At 66.3% G+C, this 20,678-nt stretch carries 23 protein-coding genes; 9 read left to right on the forward strand and 14 right to left on the reverse strand.

The genetic code is table 11. The features are described from left to right. Positions 1-36 precede the first annotated feature (36 nt). From AC4FIJ_RS08045 to ccmA, 11 genes are all read right to left on the reverse strand, one after another. Entirely contained in the window at positions 37-1,074 is a 1,038-nt protein-coding gene (locus tag AC4FIJ_RS08045; protein ID WP_490336197.1) for a hypothetical protein, read from the reverse strand. Further along, entirely contained in the window at positions 1,071-2,552 is a 1,482-nt protein-coding gene (locus AC4FIJ_RS08050; RefSeq protein WP_490336198.1) for a UDP-N-acetylmuramoyl-L-alanyl-D-glutamate--2,6-diaminopimelate ligase, read from the reverse strand. The genes AC4FIJ_RS08045 and AC4FIJ_RS08050 overlap by 4 nt, the downstream gene beginning before the upstream one ends. After that, positions 2,552-4,195 carry a peptidoglycan D,D-transpeptidase FtsI family protein gene (locus AC4FIJ_RS08055; protein ID WP_490336260.1) on the reverse strand — a complete coding sequence of 548 codons (1,644 nt, stop codon included), beginning with the start codon at positions 4,193-4,195 and terminating at the stop codon, positions 2,552-2,554. Before AC4FIJ_RS08055 ends, AC4FIJ_RS08050 begins: the two co-directional genes overlap by 1 nt. A gap of 164 nt (positions 4,196-4,359) precedes the next feature. Beyond that, positions 4,360-5,058 carry a hypothetical protein gene (locus AC4FIJ_RS08060; protein WP_490336199.1) on the reverse strand — a complete coding sequence of 233 codons (699 nt, stop codon included), beginning with the start codon at positions 5,056-5,058 and terminating at the stop codon, positions 4,360-4,362. Next, a complete protein-coding gene (rsmH, locus tag AC4FIJ_RS08065) occupies positions 5,055-6,023 on the reverse strand; it encodes a 16S rRNA (cytosine(1402)-N(4))-methyltransferase RsmH (protein ID WP_490336200.1) in 969 nt (322 codons plus the stop codon). Before rsmH ends, AC4FIJ_RS08060 begins: the two co-directional genes overlap by 4 nt. Further along, a complete protein-coding gene (locus tag AC4FIJ_RS08070) occupies positions 6,020-6,541 on the reverse strand; it encodes a division/cell wall cluster transcriptional repressor MraZ (protein WP_490336201.1) in 522 nt (173 codons plus the stop codon). Before AC4FIJ_RS08070 ends, rsmH begins: the two co-directional genes overlap by 4 nt. Before the next feature lie 368 nt (positions 6,542-6,909). After that, positions 6,910-7,659, reverse strand: coding sequence for an ABC transporter (locus AC4FIJ_RS08075; RefSeq protein WP_490336202.1), 750 nt, complete (start codon positions 7,657-7,659; stop codon positions 6,910-6,912). 4 nt (positions 7,660-7,663) lie between these two features. Continuing rightward, positions 7,664-8,023 carry a hypothetical protein gene (locus AC4FIJ_RS08080; RefSeq protein ID WP_490336203.1) on the reverse strand — a complete coding sequence of 120 codons (360 nt, stop codon included), beginning with the start codon at positions 8,021-8,023 and terminating at the stop codon, positions 7,664-7,666. A 4-nt stretch (positions 8,024-8,027) separates the two neighbouring features. Next, the gene (locus AC4FIJ_RS08085; protein WP_490336204.1) at positions 8,028-9,029 is read right to left on the reverse strand and encodes a cysteine synthase A; all 1,002 of its coding nucleotides are present in this window, start codon (positions 9,027-9,029) and stop codon (positions 8,028-8,030) included. A gap of 80 nt (positions 9,030-9,109) precedes the next feature. Next, complete coding sequence (locus tag AC4FIJ_RS08090) at positions 9,110-9,763, reverse strand: heme exporter protein CcmB (protein WP_490336261.1); 654 nt, start codon at positions 9,761-9,763, stop codon at positions 9,110-9,112. A 5-nt stretch (positions 9,764-9,768) separates the two neighbouring features. Next, positions 9,769-10,359: a heme ABC exporter ATP-binding protein CcmA gene (gene ccmA, locus AC4FIJ_RS08095; protein ID WP_490336205.1), complete on the reverse strand. Its 591-nt coding sequence runs from the start codon at positions 10,357-10,359 to the stop codon at positions 9,769-9,771. Positions 10,360-10,434: 75 nt separating this feature from the next. On the opposite strand from ccmA, the gene AC4FIJ_RS08100 reads away from it, so the two are divergent. After that, the gene (locus AC4FIJ_RS08100) at positions 10,435-10,728 is read left to right on the forward strand and encodes a 4a-hydroxytetrahydrobiopterin dehydratase (RefSeq protein WP_490336206.1); all 294 of its coding nucleotides are present in this window, start codon (positions 10,435-10,437) and stop codon (positions 10,726-10,728) included. Here the strand turns inward: AC4FIJ_RS08100 and AC4FIJ_RS08105 are convergent. Further along, positions 10,725-11,342, reverse strand: a complete 618-nt coding sequence (locus AC4FIJ_RS08105) for a DNA-3-methyladenine glycosylase family protein (RefSeq protein ID WP_490336207.1) — start codon at positions 11,340-11,342, stop codon at positions 10,725-10,727. The genes AC4FIJ_RS08100 and AC4FIJ_RS08105 overlap by 4 nt on opposite strands. A gap of 170 nt (positions 11,343-11,512) precedes the next feature. On the opposite strand from AC4FIJ_RS08105, the gene AC4FIJ_RS08110 reads away from it, so the two are divergent. Further along, positions 11,513-11,830, forward strand: coding sequence for a 2Fe-2S iron-sulfur cluster-binding protein (locus AC4FIJ_RS08110; RefSeq protein WP_490336208.1), 318 nt, complete (start codon positions 11,513-11,515; stop codon positions 11,828-11,830). 135 nt (positions 11,831-11,965) lie between these two features. Here the strand turns inward: AC4FIJ_RS08110 and map are convergent, their stop codons facing one another. Next, positions 11,966-12,796 (reverse strand): type I methionyl aminopeptidase, encoded by an 831-nt coding sequence (map, locus tag AC4FIJ_RS08115; RefSeq protein WP_490336209.1) that lies wholly within the window; start codon positions 12,794-12,796, stop codon positions 11,966-11,968. A 61-nt stretch (positions 12,797-12,857) separates the two neighbouring features. After that, entirely contained in the window at positions 12,858-13,661 is an 804-nt protein-coding gene (locus tag AC4FIJ_RS08120) for a DUF4163 domain-containing protein (RefSeq protein ID WP_490336210.1), read from the reverse strand. 132 nt (positions 13,662-13,793) lie between these two features. On the opposite strand from AC4FIJ_RS08120, the gene AC4FIJ_RS08125 reads away from it, so the two are divergent. The 7 genes from AC4FIJ_RS08125 to AC4FIJ_RS08155 all read left to right on the forward strand — a co-directional run bounded on the left by AC4FIJ_RS08125 (position 13,794) and on the right by AC4FIJ_RS08155 (position 20,654). Next, positions 13,794-15,191: a leucyl aminopeptidase family protein gene (locus AC4FIJ_RS08125; RefSeq protein WP_490336211.1), complete on the forward strand. Its 1,398-nt coding sequence runs from the start codon at positions 13,794-13,796 to the stop codon at positions 15,189-15,191. Between the two features lie 124 nt (positions 15,192-15,315). After that, positions 15,316-15,681: an SH3 domain-containing protein gene (locus AC4FIJ_RS08130; RefSeq protein ID WP_490336212.1), complete on the forward strand. Its 366-nt coding sequence runs from the start codon at positions 15,316-15,318 to the stop codon at positions 15,679-15,681. A 26-nt stretch (positions 15,682-15,707) separates the two neighbouring features. Further along, a complete protein-coding gene (gene argC, locus AC4FIJ_RS08135; protein WP_490336213.1) occupies positions 15,708-16,652 on the forward strand; it encodes an N-acetyl-gamma-glutamyl-phosphate reductase in 945 nt (314 codons plus the stop codon). A gap of 268 nt (positions 16,653-16,920) precedes the next feature. Continuing rightward, positions 16,921-17,259, forward strand: coding sequence for a P-II family nitrogen regulator (locus tag AC4FIJ_RS08140; protein ID WP_490336214.1), 339 nt, complete (start codon positions 16,921-16,923; stop codon positions 17,257-17,259). 85 nt (positions 17,260-17,344) lie between these two features. Beyond that, positions 17,345-18,754, forward strand: coding sequence for a type I glutamate--ammonia ligase (glnA, locus tag AC4FIJ_RS08145; RefSeq protein ID WP_490336215.1), 1,410 nt, complete (start codon positions 17,345-17,347; stop codon positions 18,752-18,754). Positions 18,755-18,958: 204 nt separating this feature from the next. Then, a complete protein-coding gene (locus AC4FIJ_RS08150) occupies positions 18,959-20,095 on the forward strand; it encodes a hypothetical protein (RefSeq protein ID WP_490336216.1) in 1,137 nt (378 codons plus the stop codon). A gap of 13 nt (positions 20,096-20,108) precedes the next feature. Then, on the forward strand, positions 20,109-20,654 hold the full coding sequence (locus AC4FIJ_RS08155; RefSeq protein WP_490336217.1) for a fasciclin domain-containing protein: 546 nt from the start codon (positions 20,109-20,111) through the stop codon (positions 20,652-20,654). Positions 20,655-20,678 lie beyond the last annotated feature (24 nt).

Below are 20,678 nucleotides of genomic sequence, written 5' to 3' on the forward strand. Positions count from 1 at the left end.
CGAGAGCCGAACCGGCGACCCGCGCAGGCCGGACGATCAGACCGCCACGGCGAGCGGCGCCTCTTCCTCTTCCACGTGGCCGCAAAGCGCCAGCGCAGCCGCGCCGAGCGACGCGCCGCACGCGCGCATCGCGCCCATGATCGCCAGCGAGTCGAGGACGTCGGCATCCTCGAACAGGCCTTCGGACAGCGACCAGCACATCGCACGGCCCATCATGTCGGCGGTGACGAGGGTGGTTCCATCCTCCATCGTCACCGTGTCGATCAGGCGAATATCGGCGCTGGGCTTCCGGCCATAGCCATAGACCTGCGCGCCCGCGTCCAGGGCGGCCGCGCGCCATGCGGCGAAGTCGCAGCTGTCGGCAGGCAGCACGGCGGCACCGCCCTGCTGCAGCGTGGCGGAAATCGCTTCGCCGACGGCGTGATCGAGATGGCTGCCCGACACGAACAGATGGGGGCGCAGCGCGCGCGCATCGTCGGCATTGTCGAGCGTGAACAGGGCATGGTTGCGGTCCGCCGCCAGCGTGCACAGCGACGCCGCCATGCCGAGATCCGCGTCGGCGATCCACGCCATGCCGCGGCTTGCGCGGTCGAGCGCGTCATGCAGCACGACATCGATCATCGAACCCGCGCCGAACCCGGCCAGCGCGGTCATCGTGGCGCGCGACCGATTGCGCGAGGCACGCGCGATGCGTGCGAGCGCCATGTGCAGATCGTCGACCAGCACATGCGGTCCGCGCAGCTTGTGAACCGACAGGCAGCCCGCCGCGCCGTTCTGCAGCGCGGCCATGGCATCGACCTCGCCCTGCGCGACATAGAGCGAGCCGCGCTGCACCTCGCCGGGCGCGAATGCGACGTGATTGGCCGCGAAATCGCCATGCACCGTGCCGTCCGCCGCCATCGCCAGCGTATGGGCGCGCCACAAGGGGCGCTCGCCGCCCGCATCGCTTTCCTCGATAATGGCCATGCGGGTCGCGTCCGGAACGGGCCGGATCGTTTTCAGAGCAGGGCTCTTCTGGACCGGACTTTTCAGGGCGGCGGTCTTGAGGACGGACTTCATCTGAGTTCCACTCATGCTGCACACTCTCTTGCTACGGTGACGTCGTCGAAGGGGTGGACGCGGGTGGCTTCGCCGCGTCCATAAATCTGGCCCTGTTCGTGGCCCTTGCCGGCGATCAGGACGATATCGCCCTTGCCGGCCTGCTGCATCGCGGCGGCGATGGCTTCGCGCCGGCCTGCGATTTCGCTGATGTTGCTGGCGCCTTCCGCCCCGACCATGACGGCGGTGCGGATATGCGCAGGATCCTCGCCGCGCGGGTTGTCGTCGGTGACGATGGCGATATCGGCCTCGCGCGCGGCGATCGCGCCCATCGGGCCGCGCTTGCCGGTGTCGCGGTCGCCGCCCGCGCCGAACACGACGATCAGGCGGCCGTTCGCGCCGACGTGGGGGCGAAGCGCGGCGACGGCGGCCTGCAACGCTTCGGGCGTATGGGCGTAATCGACATAGGCGGGCGCGCCCGCGCGGTTGATCGCGGCGCGTTCAAGCCGTCCGCGCACCGGCTGCAGCCGCGACATCGCGTCGAACACCTGCGCCGCGGCAGGCCCGGACGCATCGGCGGTGGCGAGGACGAGGCCCGCGGCGGTCAATGCATTGGCCGCCTGATAGGCACCGATCAGCGGCAGCCTGACCTTGTAGTCCGCGCCGCCATAGGTAAGCGCCAGTTCCTGGCCCAGTTCGGTCGGATGGCGTCCATTCAGCCGGATACCCGCTTCGTCGGCACGATTGCCGACCGTCAGAACGGAAAGGCCGCGCGCCTGCGCCCGCTCGATCGCCGCATCGCTGCGCGGATCGTCGGACCAGATCACCGCGTGGCCGCCGTCCGAGACGACCTCGTCGAACAGCCGCATCTTGGCGGCGAAATAATCTTCCATGTCGGCGTGGTAGTCGAGGTGGTCGCGCGACAGATTGGTGAAGGCCCCCGCCGCGACCCTCAGCCCCTCGTTCCGGAATTGCGAGAGGCCGTGGCTCGACGCTTCATAGGCGACATGGGTCACGCCTTCGCGCGCAAGCCCGGTCATGTTCGACAGGAAGGTCACGATGTCGGGCGTGGTGAGGCCGGTCGACACGCTCTCGTCCGGGGTGGTGACGCCCAGCGTGCCGATGCTGGCGGCCGAAAACCCGCACATGCGCCAGATCTGGCGCGTCATCTCCACGGTCGAGGTCTTGCCATTGGTGCCGGTGACCGCGACGATGGTGGCGGGCACGGGCACGAAGAACTGCGCCGCCATGCGCGCAAAGGCGCGGCGGGGCATCGGGTCGGCTACATGGAGCGCGCCCTCGACCTTCGCATCGGGCCGGGCGACGACGGCGACCGCACCGCTTTCGACCGCGGCGGGAATGAAATCCTCGCCATTGACGCTGGCGCCCTGGAACGCGCCGAACACGGTACCGGGGGCGACCTTGCGGTGGTCGATGGCGAAACCGGTGACGGGCGCGTCCGCCGCGCCGCCCGCATCCAGCCCCGCGCGTTCGAGAATGGCGGAGAGGCGCATCAGTGCCCGCCCTTCCCGACCAGCGGACGCAGGTCCGTCAGGTCGATATCGCGGCTGTCGTCGGGAAAGACGCCCAGCATCGGGCCAATGCGCGGCACGACATTGCCGACGACCATCGCCGAATTCCACGCCGCGGTGCGCTGGTATGAGGTCGCGGCGGTGCCCTGAGGCTCGTCCATCATCGCGACGATCACATAGCGCGGATTGTCCATCGGGAACGCGCTGGCAAAGGTGGTGACGAGCGAGGTGCGCTTGTACCCGCCCGCGCCCGGCTTTTCCGCGCTGCCCGTCTTGCCGCCGATGCGAAAGCCCGGTGCGTCGGCCTTGCGGCCCGTGCCGTCGGTGACGATCATGCGCAGCATCTGGCGCATGCGCGCGCTGGTCGCCTCCTTGAACACGCGCCGGCCCTGCGGCACTTCGCCTGCGCCCAGCTTCTTCAGCGTGGCCGGACGCCAGATCCCGCCATTCACCATCGCGGCATAGGCGCTGGCGAGGTGCAGCGGCGTCACCGCGACACCGTGGCCATAGGACACGGTCATGGTGGTCAGGCGCGGCCATTCGCCCGAACGCCAGATCGGGAAACCGCGCGCGGGCAGTTCGATATAGGGCCGCTCGTTAAAGCCCAGATCTTCCATCTTGGCCTTCATGCGCGCCGACCCAAGCTCGTCCGCGATCTGCGCGGTGCCGATGTTGGACGAATGCATCAGGATCTCGGGCACGTTGAGCGATGCGCCGAGGCTGTGGCTGTCGCGGATCGAGAAGCGGCCTACGCGCAGCGGTGCGCCCGTCGGCCATCGGCGAGCCAGATTGCCGATGGTGCCCGCATCGATCGCAGCAGCGACGGTCAGCGGCTTGAACGTGGAACCGAGTTCGTAGACCTGGTTGGTCACGCGGTTGAACATCAGCTCCATGCCGCGTTCGTCGATATGGTTGGGATCAAAGGTCGGCAGCGAGGCGAGCGCGACGACTTCGCCGGTGTCCACGTCCATGATGATCCCGCCCGCGCCCTTGGCCTGCGCCAGGCCCATCACGCGGTACAGCTCGTCCTCAAGCGCAGCCTGCACCCGCGCATCGATGGCCAGCGCCACCGGCGCGCCGCGCGTGGCGGGGTCGGTCAGCGTCTTGTCGAACACTTCCTCCATGCCGACATGGCCGTTCCCGTCCGCGCCGACATAGCCCAGCACATGCGCCGCCAGCGTGCCTTCGGGGTAATAGCGGCTGGGTTCGGCGGGGGGATTGAGCGCCGGTTCGCCGATGGCATGCACGCGATTGGCCTGTTCGGGCAGGATGCGGCGGCGCAAATACTGGCCCTTCCCGCTGGCGAGGCGGCGGGTCAGGTCCGCTTCGTCCATGTCGGGAAAGATCCTGACCAGCTCGGCCGCGATCTCGCTGGCCGGACGGGTCAGCGGTTCGCCGCCTTCCATCGCCTTGGGATTGAACCACAGCGCATAGCTCTTGAAATCGCGGGCGAGCGGGATGCCGTTGCGGTCGGTGATCTCGCCCCTGTCGGGCACCAGCAGGCTGGAACCGTTCGCATGGGCGGTGTCGGCTTCGAACAGGCCCAGCATGCCGACGCGCAGCACCAGCACGGCGGTCGCGGCGGCGAAGATGAAGGCGATGGCGATGACGCGCATCCGCGCCATCTTCAGCGTTTCGGCGCGCAGGTTATAGCGGCGCGCGGGCGGCGGGGGCGCGAAGTCGTATTCGCCCGTACCAGCGGCAGGCGCAGCCGATCCGCCCAGCGCGCGAACGGCCGCGCCCCGCAGATCGGGCAGGTTGGCAGAGGGAAAGAGCGGCAGCGTGGCCATCAGTTGGACTGCGCTCCGGCCTGGGCGACGACATTGTTGAAGTCGAAGCTTTCGGCGAACTGGCTGGCCGACCGCGGTGCGGGTTCGGGCGCGAGGCGGCGCGCGATCTCGGCGCGTTCGCCCGCGCTCAGCCGCGCAGGTGCGTCGGGGCGCGCGGCGGGAGACTTGGAGGCGCCGGGTGCGGCAGCGGCAAGGCGCACAGGTTCGTCGCGACCGGCCAGCGGCTTGGCGACGCGTTCGCTTGGGGGCGCGGCCTTCTCGTCGCGCGCGACCAGCTGGCGCATCATCTGCGGTGCGCTACGCTCTGCCGAAGCCAGCCTTGCGCCGTCGGATGAAGACGCCTGCGCGGCATCCGAGGCATCGGCCAGCAGCACCTCACCCGCACCCGATGGCGCGAGTTCGACGGGCTTGCCCAGCGCCGCCAGCTGTGTGCCGTCGGCGATGAACTGGCTGGCGTCGGGCGCGCGATATCCGAAGTCGACCTCGTTCCAGCGGGCGAGCTGTTGCTGCCGCGCGCGGGTCTGGAATTCGGTTTCCAGGGTCGCGATCTCTTCCTGCACAAAAGTGATCTGCCGCTCGGTATCGGCGATGTCGCTCTTCACCGCGGTGACCTGCAGCATCAGCGCGAAACAGATGACGCCCGACACGCCCAGCACACCAGTCCAGAGGACGGAGTGGAAACGGTTGCGGTTGGTCATGCGAAGACCCTTTCGGATTCGGGACGAGCGGGAGCGGCCGTGCGCACGGCAGCGCGCAGCACAGCGGAACGGGAGCGCGGGTTGCGCGCGATTTCGGATTCGGTGGCGCGCACGGCACGCATCGGCTTTTCGAAAGCGGCCTGTCCGGACGACCGCAGATCGGGCAGATGGCGCGACGGCGCAGCACCGCTATTAGACGCATCGCGCAGGAAACGCTTTACCATGCGGTCTTCAAGACTGTGGAAAGTCACGACCGCCAGCCGCCCGCCTTCGCGCAGCAGGTCTTCCGCCGCGCCGAGGCCGGCGGCCAGCTCGTCGAGCTCGCCGTTCACATGGATGCGAATCGCCTGGAAGCTGCGGGTCGCGGGGTCCTTGGGCATATGCGGCTTGTGCCCCAGCGCCTTGCGCACGACCTGCGCCAGCTGGCCGGTCGTTTCCAGCGGGCGGGCCGCGACGATGGCGCGGGCGACGCGGCGCGACTGCCGCTCTTCACCATATTGGTAAAGCACGTCGGCGATGGTGCCTTCGTCGGCATTGTTGACGAAATCGGCGGCGCTCTCGCCCTCGCGGCTCATCCGCATGTCGAGCGGGCCGTCGAGCGAGAAGGCGAAACCGCGCTCTGCCCGGTCCAGCTGCATCGACGACACGCCGATGTCCATCACCACGCCATCGACTCGCGACACGCCCGCATCGGCCATCGCGGCGGTCATCTCGGAAAAGCGGCGCGGGTGGAGCACGAGGCGCGGATCCTCGCCCGCCAGTTCCGGCCATGCATCGGCATTGTCGCGAACGGCTTCGATCGCAGTGGGATCACGATCGAAGCCGTGCACGGTCGCGCCCGCATCGAGCAGGGCGCGCGTGTAACCACCGGCGCCGAACGTGGCGTCGATGATGATATCGCCGGGCCGAGGGGAGAGCGCGGCGAGAACCTCTTCGAGAAGGACGGGAACATGCGGGGCGGTCACTTGCTGCCTCCGCTCTTGCCGCGGCCCTTAGCGGGCTTGGCGGCATCGGCCATCATGGCGCGGCAGGCGGCCTTGGCGGCTTCCCATTCGGGGCCCATGGCGAACAGCTTTTCCGGGTTCCAGATGGTGAAGAAGGCGCCGCCGCCCTGAAAGAACAGCTGGTCGTCCAGCCCGCCAAGCTCGACCATGAAATCGGGCAGGATGAAGCGGCCCGAATCGTCGAAGGGCACTTCCTGGAAACCGAACAGCTGGGCAGAGCGGGTGTCGCGGTCGAAGGGGCGGCCGGCCTGATAGGCACGATCTTCCTCGCGGTCGAGCTCTTCCTCAAGCCGGTCGAGGCGGGAGAGGCCGAAGCCGGTCAGGCAGTCGAAACGGTCATGCTTGGCGACGCAGAGCACGCGCTGGTCTTCGGAACTTTCGCGGATGACCTTGCGGAAGCTTGGCGGCAGGACGAACCGGCCTTTTTCGCCGCGAAGCGAAAAGCCCTGTCCCCTGTAAATGAATGGCCTTGAAGCCACCGGCGTACCCCCGCGAAATCCCTGCAAGCCCCCGGAAGATCGCGAGACACAGCCCTCCCTGCACCGGGGCGCACGTTACCGTGGCCCGGCGCACCCCCTAGGCGCGGCAAACGAAACATCCGATTGAATGACTCGGTCTTACCCCGGCTTGATCGGGGATGGAAGGGGAAATTACGGGAAATCGCGTTCAGAAGCGATCAAACGGTGGAAATCCGCCATGCCTCGTGCGCTGTGGGGAGCGCGCTTCATGCGTCTCCAGCGGCTCATAAACCGCGGAATCAGGTGATTTCCATGGCTGTCCCGTCTTTTCCCCGGGGTTTGGGACGATCCGTCCCGTCATTTCCCCGGTTTGCACCGGATCGGACGGATCAAGACTGGCCGGAGGCGTCCGCGAATGCGGTGTCGAGTAAGCGGTCGAGCGCCTGCGGGCCGCCGTTCAGCGCATGATCGACATCCTCGACCAGCGCCGCATCGGCGACGACGGTGACGCGGCCTTCGCCGATGTCGCACCGGGCGATCAGCGCATTTTCGCTGAGGGTGCAGGTGCTTTGATGGCCCTGACCGGTCAGGCGCAGCCCGCCCGTCATGCGCACGGGAAGCGCCAGATCGCCCTGCGACACGCGCATTTCCGGGGATTGCGCGGGATCGAAGGTCAGCTCCATGCCCCAGCGCGCGAGGATCGGCGACAACAGGGCGACCGGCTGCGGCGCGCGCGCATCGCCCAGCGCATAGTCGCTATGCGCGGTCAGCATCGGGTCGGCGAGCAGCAGGACATCGCCCCCTTCGCGCACCCAGTCATCCAGCGCAACATTCTCCTCGCCCGAGAGCGCGCGCGGCTGCGCCAATAGCAGGCGGGACCGGCCCGAAAGCTGCGTGAGGCGGTCGACCGGGACCAGGCGATATCGCTGCTCAAGCCGGTCCTTCACCCAGTTTCCCGCATTATCCCCGGACAGCATCGAACCGATGTCGCCTTCCGCCCACAGGATCGGCAGGCTGGTCATGACGGCCAGTTCGGGCTGCGCCTTTTCGACCGGATCGGCCACTTGCGCAGGCTGTCCCTTGCATCCCGCCAGCGCCATCGCGGCCGAGAGCAGCACGCCATGCACCAGTCGAGGCAAGAGCCTATTGATCGATCGCCTCGGCATCGGCGGGGCCCTTGGCGGGCGGGTTGTCGGAAACCATCTGTTCTGCGGGAAGATCGGGAACGACGACCTCTTCCTGCGGCAATTCGGGAACGACGCCGGCATCGACCAGCGGATCGCCGGCCTTGCCCTCGGGCTCGGCCGCCGCGGTGGGCTTGGCCGGATCCTCGGCCTGCCGTGCCTGCTGCATGATCGTGCTGGCCAGCCCGACCACCAGCACCATGGCGGCAAGCCCACCCATGCCGACCTGAAGCCGCTGCACCGCCTGCGCCCGCGTGCCGCGCAGGTCGGGCGGCGGCGGTTCGGCGGCTTGCGAGGATTCGTAACCGAAGGTCGGCATGGCCTTAGCGGTCCAGCCAGGGGAAGACGGGCAGGCCCTTTTCGCGCAGCCAGTCGGGATTGTAGAGCGTGGAGAGATAGCGAAATCCGGTGTCGCACAGGATCGTGGCAACCCGCGCGGGCCGGCCCAGTTTCGCCGTCAGCTCCTGCCCCAGCCGCACCGCGCCTGCCACGTTAATGCCCGAAGACAGGCCCAGCGCCAGCCCTTCCTCGGCCAGCAGGCGGCGCACCCATTCGAGGCCTTCCTCGTCCGAGATGCGATATTGCGTGTCGACCGGCGCATCTTCCAGATTGGCGGTGATGCGGCCCTGCCCGATACCCTCGGCGACCGAATTGCCTTCCGACTTCAACTCGCCGTGAGCGTAATATTCATAAAGCGCCGCGCCGTAAGGGTCCGACAGCGCGATGGCGACATTCTCGTCAAAGGCCTTCAGCCCCATGCCCACGCCCGCCAGCGTACCGCCGGTGCCGACCGCGCAGGTAAAGCCATCGACGCGGCCGTCCATCTGGTCCCAGATCTCGGGCGCGGTGGTTTCGATGTGCGCGCGGCGATTGGCGATATTGTCGAACTGGTTGGCCCAGACGGCGCCCTCCGTCTCCTCGGCAATGCGGCGCGAGGTGTGGACGAAATGAGCCGGGCTGGCGAACTTGGTCGGCGGAACGGTGACCAGTTCCGCGCCCAGCGCGCGCAGGGTCGCCATCTTTTCCTGCGACTGGTTGTCGGGCATGACGATGATCGTCTTGTACCCGCGTGCATTGGCGACCAGCGCGATGCCGATGCCGGTGTTGCCCGCGGTCCCCTCGACCACCGTGCCGCCGGGCTTCAGTTCGCCCCGTTCTTCCGCGTCGCGGATGATGCCCAGCGCCGCCCGGTCCTTGACCGAAGCGCCGGGGTTGGCGAACTCGCACTTGCCGAAGATATCGCAGCCGGCAGCCTCGCTCGGCCCCTTGAGGCGGACGAGCGGGGTGTTGCCGATCAGGGAGACGGTGTCAGGGATCGTTTTCATCGTGCGTATCCAGTTAGGGTCGCACCGGGCGAAGGGCAAACAAGAATTGCTTTGGCGGCACTGCGATACGTGCTTTCGCCCTATTCCCGCGCCGCCCGGATCGCCGCGCCCGCGGCAAAAGGCGCGACCGCGACCAGCAGCAGGCTGACCGCGCCCGCCAGCGCGGTGCCGCCCTCTCCGTTCTGCTGCAATCCGCCCGCGCCGAAGATCAGGATCGGCACTGCCATGGGCAGCAGAAGCAGCCCGGCCAGCGCCGCGCCGCCGCGCAGGCCCGCGGTCAGCGCCGCGATCATCACCCCCAGCGCCGCCAGCCCCGGCGTTCCCGCCAGCAGGCCCAGCTCGATCCGCCAGAGCTGATCCGCCGACAAATCGAACAACGCCGCCGCGGGCAGCGCCGCCAGCATCAGCAAGGGCGCGAAGGTCAGCCAGTGCGCCGCGATGCGCGCGGCCATGATCCACTCCTCGGCCATGCCGCGCAGCGCCCACTGGTCGAAAAAGCCCTGCTCAAGATCGGGCTCCACCAGCCGGTCGAGCGGCAATATGCTGGCGAGCAGCGCTGCGACCCACACGATGCCGCCCCCGGTGCGCGCCAGCATGGAAGCGTCTGGCCCGATGGCGAAGGGCAGCAGGATCGCCACCGACAGGAAGAACAGCACCGGCAGCAGCGCGCCGCCGCGCCGTCCGCCGCCTGTCAGCAACATCGCAAGATCGCGCCGCAGGATCGCAAGCCACATCGACGTCACGCCGCGAAATCCGTGATGTCGAGCCTGTGCCCGCCGGGTAGCGCGATAGGCTGGTGCGAGGCGGCGATGCAGATCCCGCCCTGTTTGCAATGGCGCGCGGCCAGCCGTTCGACCATGGCGACCGACGCGGAATCGAGCCCGTTCAGCGGCTCGTCCAGCAGCCAGATCGGGGCATGGCCCGCGATGGTGCGGGCGAGCGCGGCGCGCTTCCTCTGCCCGGTCGAGAGGTAGCGGACCGGGACGTCGAGCAGGTCTGCCACCCCTGTCGCGCGCGCCACCTCTGCCATGCGATCCGCCGGCACACGGTCGCAGCGCGCCCAGAAATCGAGAGCGCGGCCCAACGGCAGATGCGCTTCCAGTGCGTGACGCTCGTCCAGCAGGGCGGTCTGCCCCTCGCGCCGGATGTCGCCCGACAGCGGGCGCAGCAATCCGGCCAGTATGCGCATCAGGCTGGACTTGCCGACACCGTTCGGACCGGTCAGTTGCAGCGCCTCTCCGCCAGAAAGCCGCAGCGACAGCCCCGCGAACAGCATCCGGTCGCCGCGCACGCAGGACAGGCGCTCGGCGATGATCGATGGCTGTGTCATGGGCGCGGCGGGTTCCATCGCTTCGGCTCCTATGCGAGAGGACCGGTTTCGCCAAGCATGATGGAGCCGAACGCCATGGTCGACCGACTGACCGACACCGAAATCAGCGCCGCCCTGAATGGACTGACCGACTGGCAATTGCGCGAGGACGGGCTGGCGATCACGCGCACCTTGAAGTTCGGCGATTTCGCCGAGGCCTTCGGTTTCATGAGCCGGATCGCGATCCTTGCCGAGAAGGCGGATCATCATCCCGAATGGTTCAACGTCTATAACAAGGTGGACATCACGCTGACCACGCATGACGCCAAGGGCCTGTCGCAGCGCGACGTCGATCTGGCGCGGCAAATCGACGCGGCCGCCGGGGCCTAGAGCGTGGCGCTGTTATAGGTGTGCCACGCGAATATCGCCGCCGCGCCGCGATAGGGGCGCCACGGTTCGGCGATGGCGCGGGTTTCCTTTTCGCTCGGCCGTTCGGGCAGATCGGCCAGCCGCCCGACGGCGATCTGCACGGCAAGGTCACCCGCCGGCCAGATATCGGGACGGCCTTCGGCGAACAGCAGATAGATTTCCGCCGACCAGCGCCCGATCCCCTTGATGCGCGTCAGCTGCGCGATGGCGTCCTCGTCGTCCTGCGGCAGCGAATCGAGATCGAGCTCGCCGCTTTCGACCAGTTCGCACAATGATCGCACATAGCCCTGCTTTTGCCGCGACAGGCCGCAGGCCCGCAATTCGTCGAAACCGGATGCCAGCAAGGCGGCGGGCGGAATGTCCTGGCCCAGATGGGCGGTGAGCTTGTTCCAGACCGAATCGGCAGAGGCGACCGACACCTGCTGCCCCAGTATGGTGCGCAGCAATGTGCGATAACCGGTCGGGCGGATGCGCTCTTCGGGATAGCCGTGGGTTTCGAGCGCCTGCGCCCAGCGCGGATTGCGGGCGGCGATCGCGTCGAGGCCCTCACGAATTTCGGCGATTTTCAGTCCCACGTTCTGTCCCGTTCCTTTTGCCGCGCATCGCACAATAGCCATGCTGCGCCTGCGCAGACTTGCGTTTTCATGCCGCAGCCTTTAGCGACGCGCGACGATAAGGTCGCCTGACCCTGTCCGACGCAAGAAAATTAGATCCATCACAGCCAATCAGGGAATTTCCGCTTCATATGCCCAGCATCATCGTAGTGAACCGCGAAGGTGAAGAACGCAGCGTGGAGGCGGATGTTGGCCTTAGCGTGATGGAAGTGATCCGCGACAACGGTTTCGATGAATTGCTGGCGCTGTGCGGCGGTTGCTGCTCGTGCGCGACCTGCCACGTCTTCGTCGACGACGGCTTCAAGGGCAAGCTGCCCGAGATGTCCGAGGATGAGGACGATCTTCTCGACAGTTCGGACCACCGCAAGGACAATTCGCGCCTTTCGTGCCAGATTCCCGTGACCGCGGATCTCGACGGCATGAAAGTCCAGATCGCTCCGGAAGATTGATCAGCTAACAGTTCGGCGCGTCCGCCAATCGCGGATGCAGCCCATCGGTTGGAGAGGAAGCCCCGGCACACGTAAGATGTGTCGGGGCGGATTTTTATGTGGGTCCGGCGCGCCGATGAGCCGCCATCGGACTCTTCAGTCGCGATAGGGCGGTGCGTTGAGGCCCTGCGGGCTGAGCGTGAAGATCTCGCACCCGTCATCGGTAATGCCGATCGAATGTTCGAACTGCGCCGACAGCGACCGGTCGCGCGTCACCGCCGTCCAGCCATCGTCCAGCAGCTTTACCGCCGGCTTGCCCAGATTGATCATCGGTTCGATCGTGAAGAACATGCCCGGTTTCAGTTCGGGCCCGGTGTTGGGACGGCCCGCGTGCACCACTTCCGGCGCATCGTGGAACAGGCGGCCAAGTCCGTGTCCGCAGAAATCGCGCACCACGCCGTAACGCTGCCGTTCGGCATGCCGCTGGATCGCCGATCCGATATCGCCCAGCCTTACGCCGGGCCGCGCCAGATCGATCCCGATCTGCAGGCATTCATAGGTCACCTGCACCAGCTTCTTAGCCTTGAGCGGAACGTCGCCCGCCAGATACATCCGGCTGGTGTCGCCGTGCCAGCCGTCGAGCAGCGGGGTCACGTCGATGTTGAGGATGTCGCCGTCCTTGACCTGACGGTCGCCCGGAATGCCGTGGCACACGACATGATTGATCGAGATGCAGCAGCTATGCGTATAGCCGCGATAGCCCAGCGTCGCGGGTACCGCGCCCGCGTCCAGCGTCATTTCGCGCACCTTGCGGTCGATCTGTTCGGTGGTGACGCCGGGCTGCACCACGTCCACCATCTCGTCCAGGATCTGCGCGGCCAGTCGCCCGGCCTTGCGCATGCCTTCGAAGCCCGCCGCGCCATGCAGCTTGATCGTGCCGTCACGCGGCAGCATGTCGGATTCGTCTACGGTCATATATTCGGTCATGACGACCCATGTAACGATTTCACCCCCGCTTTGCGAGGGGCTCCCACAAGTCGGGCCGAAATCAAGTCGCGGGCGTGAAGAAGCGCTGGTATTCGGGCCTGATCGCATCGATCAGCCCCGCATCGACGGGCAGCGTGACCTCATACGCACCCTCGGCATAAGGGCCCGCATTATAGGGCGGGACGAGGAAGCCGACCCGGTCGAACGATTCGCCCGAACTCGACCCGAATATCAGCGTGCTGTTGGCCGAGGGCGCGATGCAATCGCTGAAGCTGTCGTCGCTGCGCGTGACGGGGCCGCCGCGTTTCTTGGCGCGCTGGCGGTCAAGCTCTTCGCAGAACCGGGCCTGCACCGCCCGGTCGAGCGCGCCTTCCGACTGGAGCATCGCGGTCGGTTTCAGGGCCTTGCCGTCCTGCCGGTCCCAGACCAGCGAATCCGACACGCTCATGCCATGGGCGCCGCCTGAGTAGGTATAGATATCGGCGGACAGGGACAGGAAACGCGGCAGATCGGTGACGACCTGCCATTCCTTGTCATAGGCATTGGGGGGCGCGTCGAAACCCTGCGCCTCGCCTTCGCGCTGCCATGCCTCGGCCTCCTGCTTCAGCCGGGCCAGACTTTCGGCGCGTTCATTGGCAAGCCGCTCGGCCAGCGGCGGGATCGCGCTGACCTTGGCGGGCCAGGAATAGCCGAATTGATAGTCATCGGTCTTGTCTTCGAACGAAACGGCCTTTGCGGCAGTTTCCGCTTGTGGCGGCGCAGGCGGGGTCGATGCAGCGGAATCCGACTGCACCGTTTCGGCCGGTTCGACGCCCTGGTTGCACCCTGCCGCCATGGCCAGCGGCGCGAGGCATAGAAGCAACATGGATCGTTTGCGCGTGACCATCATCCCCAATTCCCCCCGATTTCCGGTTCAGATCATGTCCCCGAACGTCTTTTGCCAAATCCTGCGGATTTTGCTCGCTCTTCGGGGCAGCAGCGCGTTACAGGCACAAGCATGACCGAAAAGACTGCGCTGATCCAGCCCGATCGCGGACAGGACGCGATCCCCATCCATCTCGTGAACAAGGACGGTTTCGACGACTGGGCCAAGGGCCTGTCGGGCCCGCAGCGCGCCGCGCTGAAGGCGCAGGGCTTTACCGGCAAGGGGTACCAGACCGCCATCGTCCCCGACAGCGACGGGACCGGCCCCGGCTGGTTCGCGGTCGGCGGCGTCGCCAATCCCGATGAGCTGTCCAGCTGGTGCATGGCCAAGCTGGCCGAGAAGCTGCCTGCGGGCACCTATCGCCGCGCGGGTGGCGATCCCGGCCCCGCGCTGTTCGGCTGGCAGACCGCGCAATATCGCTTCACCCGCTACCGCGAGGACAAGGACGCCGAAGGGCCGCGCATCCTGCTGACGGGCGAGGTCGCGCTGATCGACGAAGCCATCGCCGAGGCCGAGGCGGCCAATCTGGTGCGCGACATGGTCAACACGCCTGCCGAGGACATGGGTCCGGAAGCGATCGAGGCGCAGGTGACGGCCATCGCCAAGGCTTTCGACGCCGAGGTCAGCGTGACCCGCGGCGATGCGCTGGAAAAAGAATTTCCGATGGTGCACGCGGTCGGCCGCGCGGCGGCGCGCGCCCATGCGCCGCGGCTGATCGAACTGCACTGGGGACCCAAGGACGCGCCGCGCATCGCCGTGGTCGGCAAGGGCGTGACCTTCGATTCGGGCGGACTCGACGTGAAGAGCAGCGCGGGCATGCTGCTGATGAAGAAGGACATGGGCGGATCGGCCCATGCGCTCGCACTGGCAAAGCTGATCATGGAGCGCGGGCTGAAGGTCCGGCTGCATCTTGTGATTCCGACGGTCGAGAATGCAATTTCGGGCAATGCGTTTCGCCCCGGCGACGTGCTCGATTCGCGCAAGGGCCTGTCGGTCGAGATCACCAATACCGACGCCGAGGGCCGGCTGATCCTGGGCGACGCGCTGACCCGCGCCAGCGAGGAGAAGCCGGAATTCATCATCGACTTCGCCACGCTCACCGGCGCGGCACGCGTGGCGCTCGGCCCCGATCTGCCTGCATTGTTCACGCGCCGCGACGAGACGTCTGACGAGCTGATCGCGGCGGGCAAGGCGCATGACGACAGCGTGTGGCGGCTCCCGCTTGAGGAGACCTATCGCGACATGCTGAAGAGCGACATCGCCGATATCGCCAATTCGGCCAGCGGCGGCTTTGCCGGGGCGACGACGGCGGCGCTGTTCCTCGACCGCTTTGTCGGTGACGACATCGAATGGGCGCATTTCGACACATTCGCATGGCGTCCCGCCGCCAAGCCGGGCCGGCCCAAGGGCGGCGCATCGCTGGGCCTGCGGGCGGCATGGCATATGCTGAAGGCACGCTATTCGCGCTGACCGCAAGGCGAAGGGTCTGTCGGCGAGGATAGTGCGGAACTTGCCCTAAGGGCACCGCGCGTCTAAGCGCCCGTCATAGCGCCATGGCGCAATGACCCATCGCCACCATGACTGATCGACTGCCTTGACCGATAACGCCGCCACCGTTCCTGCCGGACAATCCTTCGCCCTATCCGGCGTCAGCACGCGCTTTGACCCGGTGCATATGCCGGTGCGCGGCGATCTTGCGCATGTGCGTCTGGCCGGCAAGGTGTTCGTGCCGCATTACGCGGTGCCGATGCCGCACCGCGCGACGCAGGCGACACCCGTATTTGCGCAGTCCGCGCAGCATGCCGATCCCGTCGGCGCACTGGTTGCGAACGGCGTGTTCGACGTGCTCGACATGGCGGGCGACTGGGCGTGGGGCGTGATCGCGGGCGAGCCCGGTGATGGGCTTGAGTTCGGGCCGGTCGGCTATGTCCCGCTCGCCCTGCTGAAGCCCTGCGCATGACGCCCCCAGGAATGACGCACCCAAGCATGACAAACGTTTTCATCGACGGTGCCGCCGGCACCACCGGCCTTGAGATTGCCGAGCGGCTGTCTGGCCGTGAAGAGCTGTCGCTGATCATCCTGCCCGAGGACCGGCGCAAGGACGATGCCGCCCGCGCCGAGGCGCTGAACGATTGCGACATCGCGGTGCTGTGTCTGCCCGACGATGCGGCGCGCGCGGCGGTGGCGATGATCCGCAACGATCGCACGCGCGTGATCGATGCATCGACCGCGCACCGCGTCGCGCCGGGCTGGACCTATGGTTTCCCGGAACTGGTGGGCCATGACAAGGTGGCGCAGGCGCGCTTCGTCGCCAATCCCGGCTGCTATCCCACCGGTTTCCTCGCGCTGATCGCGCCGCTGGTGCGCGCGGGACTGCTGCCTGCCGACTGGCCCTACATGGTCAATGCGGTGTCGGGCTATTCGGGCGGCGGCAAGGCGCTGATCGAGCATTTCGAGGGCGCGAAGCAGGACGGCAAATCCATCGCCTTTCGCGCCTATGGCCTTTCCATGGGGCACAAGCATGTTGCCGAGATGAAGGCGCTGGCGGGGCTTGCCCACGAGCCGCTGTTCGCCCCCGCCGTGGTCGACGCCTATCGCGGCATGGTGGTCGAGGTGCCGCTTCCGATCGGTGCGATGCCGGGTGCGGTGGATCCCGATGCCTTGCGCAGCGCCTTGGCGGAATTCTATGCGGGCAGCTCGCTGGTGAACGTATCGCCGGATACGCCTGCAGAGCTTTTGCTGCACGCCGATACGCCTGCCAGCGATTGCCTCGACCTCTTCGTATTCGGATCGGCGGACGGATCGCAGGCGCGGCTGATCGCGCGGCTCGACAATCTGGGCAAGGGTGCGGGCGGTGCGGCGGTGCAGAACCTCAACCTGATGGCGGGCCTTCCCGAAACGCAGGGACTGCGGCTGAGTCCGCCGGGCTGAAAACGCGCCTATCGAATTGGCACTGCCCAAAAAACGGGCACGGCTTGCATAAGCGTTGAACAGCGGCGGGCACCCTCGGCAATGATCTTGCGTGTGCAGACGCAAAAACCCTTGTGAATCGTTAATCCGCCCCTTTCGCAGGCCTTTTTCAGCGCCTAGTCTTTCGCTTCGACATCGGCGCGATTCTTCGCGGCTGCCGCGCGTGACAGGTGGCCGGTGCATGCGCCGAACGGACAGAACGAATTATGCGGGGGCTCAGGCTGACAGCGTGAAAAAGGTCGAGGCGATTATCAAGCCGTTCAAGCTGGACGAGGTGAAGGAAGCGCTCCACGAGGTGGGCGTCTCCGGCATCACCGTGACAGAGGCGAAGGGTTTCGGACGACAGAAAGGCCACACCGAACTCTATCGCGGCGCCGAATATGTCGTCGACTTTCTCCCCAAGGTGAAACTGGAAGTCGTCGTTCCCAGCGAGACGGTGGACCGCGTGATCGAGGCGATCGTGAACGCCGCCCAGACCGGCCGCATCGGCGATGGCAAGATCTTCGTCTCGCCGATCGAAACCGCGATCCGCATCCGCACCGGCGAACAGAACGCCGACGCGATCTGATTTTCCCCGCTCCCGGCGACCGGGGGCAAACATTACCGCAAATAGCCCGGCACTGGACGCCGGGTCTTCCATGAAAGGGATCAAAATGGCCTCTGCAAAGGACATCCTGAAAAGGATCAAGGACGAGGAGATCGAATGGGTCGATCTGCGCTTCACCGACCCCAAGGGCAAGTGGCAGCACCTCCAGATGCTCGCCGCCCCGTTGGACGAGGACGCGCTTGAGCAGGGTCTGATGTTCGACGGTTCGTCGATCGAGGGCTGGAAGGCCATCAACGAATCGGACATGATCCTCAAGCCCGATCTCGACGCGTGCTATGTCGATCCGTTCTCGGCGACCCCGATGCTGGTGCTGTTCTGCGACATCGTCGAACCCTCCACCGGTGAGCTGTACATGCGAGACCCGCGCTCGACCGCCAAGCGCGCCGAGGCTTTCCTGAAGTCGAGCGGCATCGGCGACACCGTCTATGTCGGCCCCGAGCCCGAGTTCTTCATGTTCGACGACGTGCGTTTCTATGACGGCTACGACGGTTCGGGCTTCAAGATCGACGACATCGAGCTGCCCGGCAACACCAACAAGGAATACGAAGCCGGCAATCTGGGCCACCGCCCGCGCGCCAAGGGCGGCTATTTCCCCGTGCCGCCGGTCGACAGCTGCATGGACATCCGCGCCGAAATGGTCTCGACCATGGTGGAAATGGGCCTGCCCATGGACAAGCACCACCACGAGGTCGCCTCGGCCCAGCACGAGCTTGGCATCACCTTCGGCACGCTGACGCAGACCGCGGACCGCGTGCAGATCTACAAGTATGTCGTGCAGATGGTCGCGCAGGCCTATGGCAAGACTGCGACCTTCATGCCCAAGCCGATCAAGGCCGACAACGGCAGCGGCATGCACACCCACATGTCGATCTGGGACAATGGCAAGCCGACCTTCGCGGGCAATGGCTATGCCGGCCTTTCGGACAACTGCCTGTATTACATCGGCGGCGTCATCAAGCATGCCAAGGCGCTGAATGCCTTCACCAACCCGACCACCAACAGCTACAAGCGTCTGGTGCCGGGCTTCGAGGCACCCGTGCTGCTCGCATATTCGGCGCGCAACCGGTCGGCTTCGTGCCGTATTCCTTACGGTGCGGGTGAAAAGGCGAAGCGCGTCGAGTTCCGCTTCCCCGATCCGCTGGCGAACCCCTATCTGTCGTTCGCCGCGCTGCTGATGGCGGGCATCGACGGGATCAAGAACAAGATCCACCCGGGCGAGGCCATGGACAAGAACCTCTATGACCTGCCCCCGGCAGAGCTGGCCGAGGTTCCGACCGTCTGCGGTTCGCTGCGCGAAGCGCTGATGTCGCTGGAAGCCGATCACGAGTTCCTGCTGGAAGGCGGCGTCTTCTCGAAGGACCAGATCGACGCCTATTGCGAGCTGAAGTGGGAAGAAGTCCTGCGCTTTGAAACCACGCCCAGCCCGGTCGAATACGACATGTACTACAGCGCCTGATACGCTGCATGACATAGCCGGGTGCGCCCGGCGGATTGGGGCGCGGAAGATTCGATCTTCCGCGCCCTTTTCGTGTTCCGACGGGTCCGTGCATGAATGTGCCGTCTTGCAACACCATCCCGCGACCCCGCCCTGCCTGCCCGATCGAAAGGAACGGCTGCGAACCCAAAGCGTTGCTGTCAAAAGCAATTCGCAGGTAAACATATGATAAGCTCTATCTCGTCCCGGGTGCTTGCCCGCGGAGTCGCCGGCGGCATCGCCGCGCTGGCTCTGGCAGCGACTGGTGCGCTCGCGCAGCCCGAAGGAAAGGGCCAAGGCGGCGGCAACGGTAATGGCAATGGCGGTCCGCCGGCGCAGGCGCGCAGTCCTGACAAGGGACCCGGTGGCAATGGCAACGCCGGCAATGGAGCCGCACGGAAAGGTCCGGTCGAAAGGGACCAGCCAGGCAATGGCGCCCGAAACGGTAATGGCAATGGCAATGGCAATGGCAATGGTCAGGGTCAGGGCCAGCGCGGCAATGGCAATGGCAATGGCAATGGCAATGATGTCGCGCCCGGTCAGGCGAAGGCCGCAAATCTCGACATGCGTGGCAACGGCAATCGTGCGAATTCAGCCGGTCCGAAGGTCAATAACGGCAACGGCAACGGCGCGCAGGCGCAACGCTTCCCGGCCCAGCGGGGCAACAACGGCAACGGCAATCGCAACACCCGGATCCGCTATGGCGACGATCCCGCCACGCTGATCTTCGCACGCAACGACCGCCTTATCCGCGATCGCGGCATACTCGACGGGTGCCCGCCCGGCCTTGCCAAGAAACTTAATGGCTGCACCCCGCCCGGTCTGGACCGGCGCGATCCCTATCGCTTCGACGACAGCGGATGGTGGGGGCTGCCCGGCCTGTCGGACGGACGCTATCGCTATTACGGCGGCAATCTCGTCCGGCTGTCCGAGGCGGGGTCGATCCTCGGCTATTACCCGCTGCTGGGCGGGGCGCTTTCGGTCGGCAATGCATGGCCAAGCTGGTATGACGAGGACCCCCTGCCCCGCTACACGCAGGATTATTACAGCCTTGGCCCCAGCTATCGCTATGCCGACAATGTGATCTATCGCACCGATCCGCAGACCGACGCGATCACCTCGATCGCGGCGCTGCTGACCGGAAGCGATTTCCGGATCGGGCAGCCGATGCCCTCGGGCTATGAGGTCTATAATGTGCCCTATGGATATAGAGATCGCTATCGCGACGGGCCCGATGCACGCTATCGCTATAGCGACGGATACGTCTATCAGGTCGATCCAACCACTCAGCTTATCGTCGCGGCCATCGAGTTACTGGCCTGAGAGAGGAAGCATAATGCATAACCGGACAGTTCAACGATGCGCCCTGCTGCTTGCGCTAGCCGTGCCGGCCGGGGCCTGTTCGGATTCAGGTCCCGACGAGGCCGAGGCATCGGTCGGCAATGAAACGCTGGCGGCCGCGCTGGCGGACGGCGACGATACCGGCGCGATGAGCGAGGCTTTGCAGGAGACCGGCCTTGCCCAGATCTTCGACGGCAGCGCGGCCTATACCGTTCTGGCGCCCAGCGATGCATCGATCGATGCGATTGCCGGCCTTGGCGACATGCCCGAAGTGGATCGAAATGCCGTGCTTGCAGCCATATTGCGCGAACATGTGCTGCCCGGCGCACTGACGCCCGAGGATATCGAGAACGCGATCGAGGTGCAGGACGGGCAGGTGTCGATCCAGACCATGGGCGACGGCATGATGCGCTTTGCGATGCAGGGCGACCGCCTGACCGTCACCGACGACAATGGCCGCACGGCGACCGTGAGCGGCGCACCGGTACTGGCCAGCAATGGCGTGGTCATTCCCATCGACGCGGTGCTGAAACAGCCCTGAACGAATTGGCCTGACGGAACCGGC

The sequence above is a fragment of the Croceicoccus sp. genome (assembly GCF_983967925.1).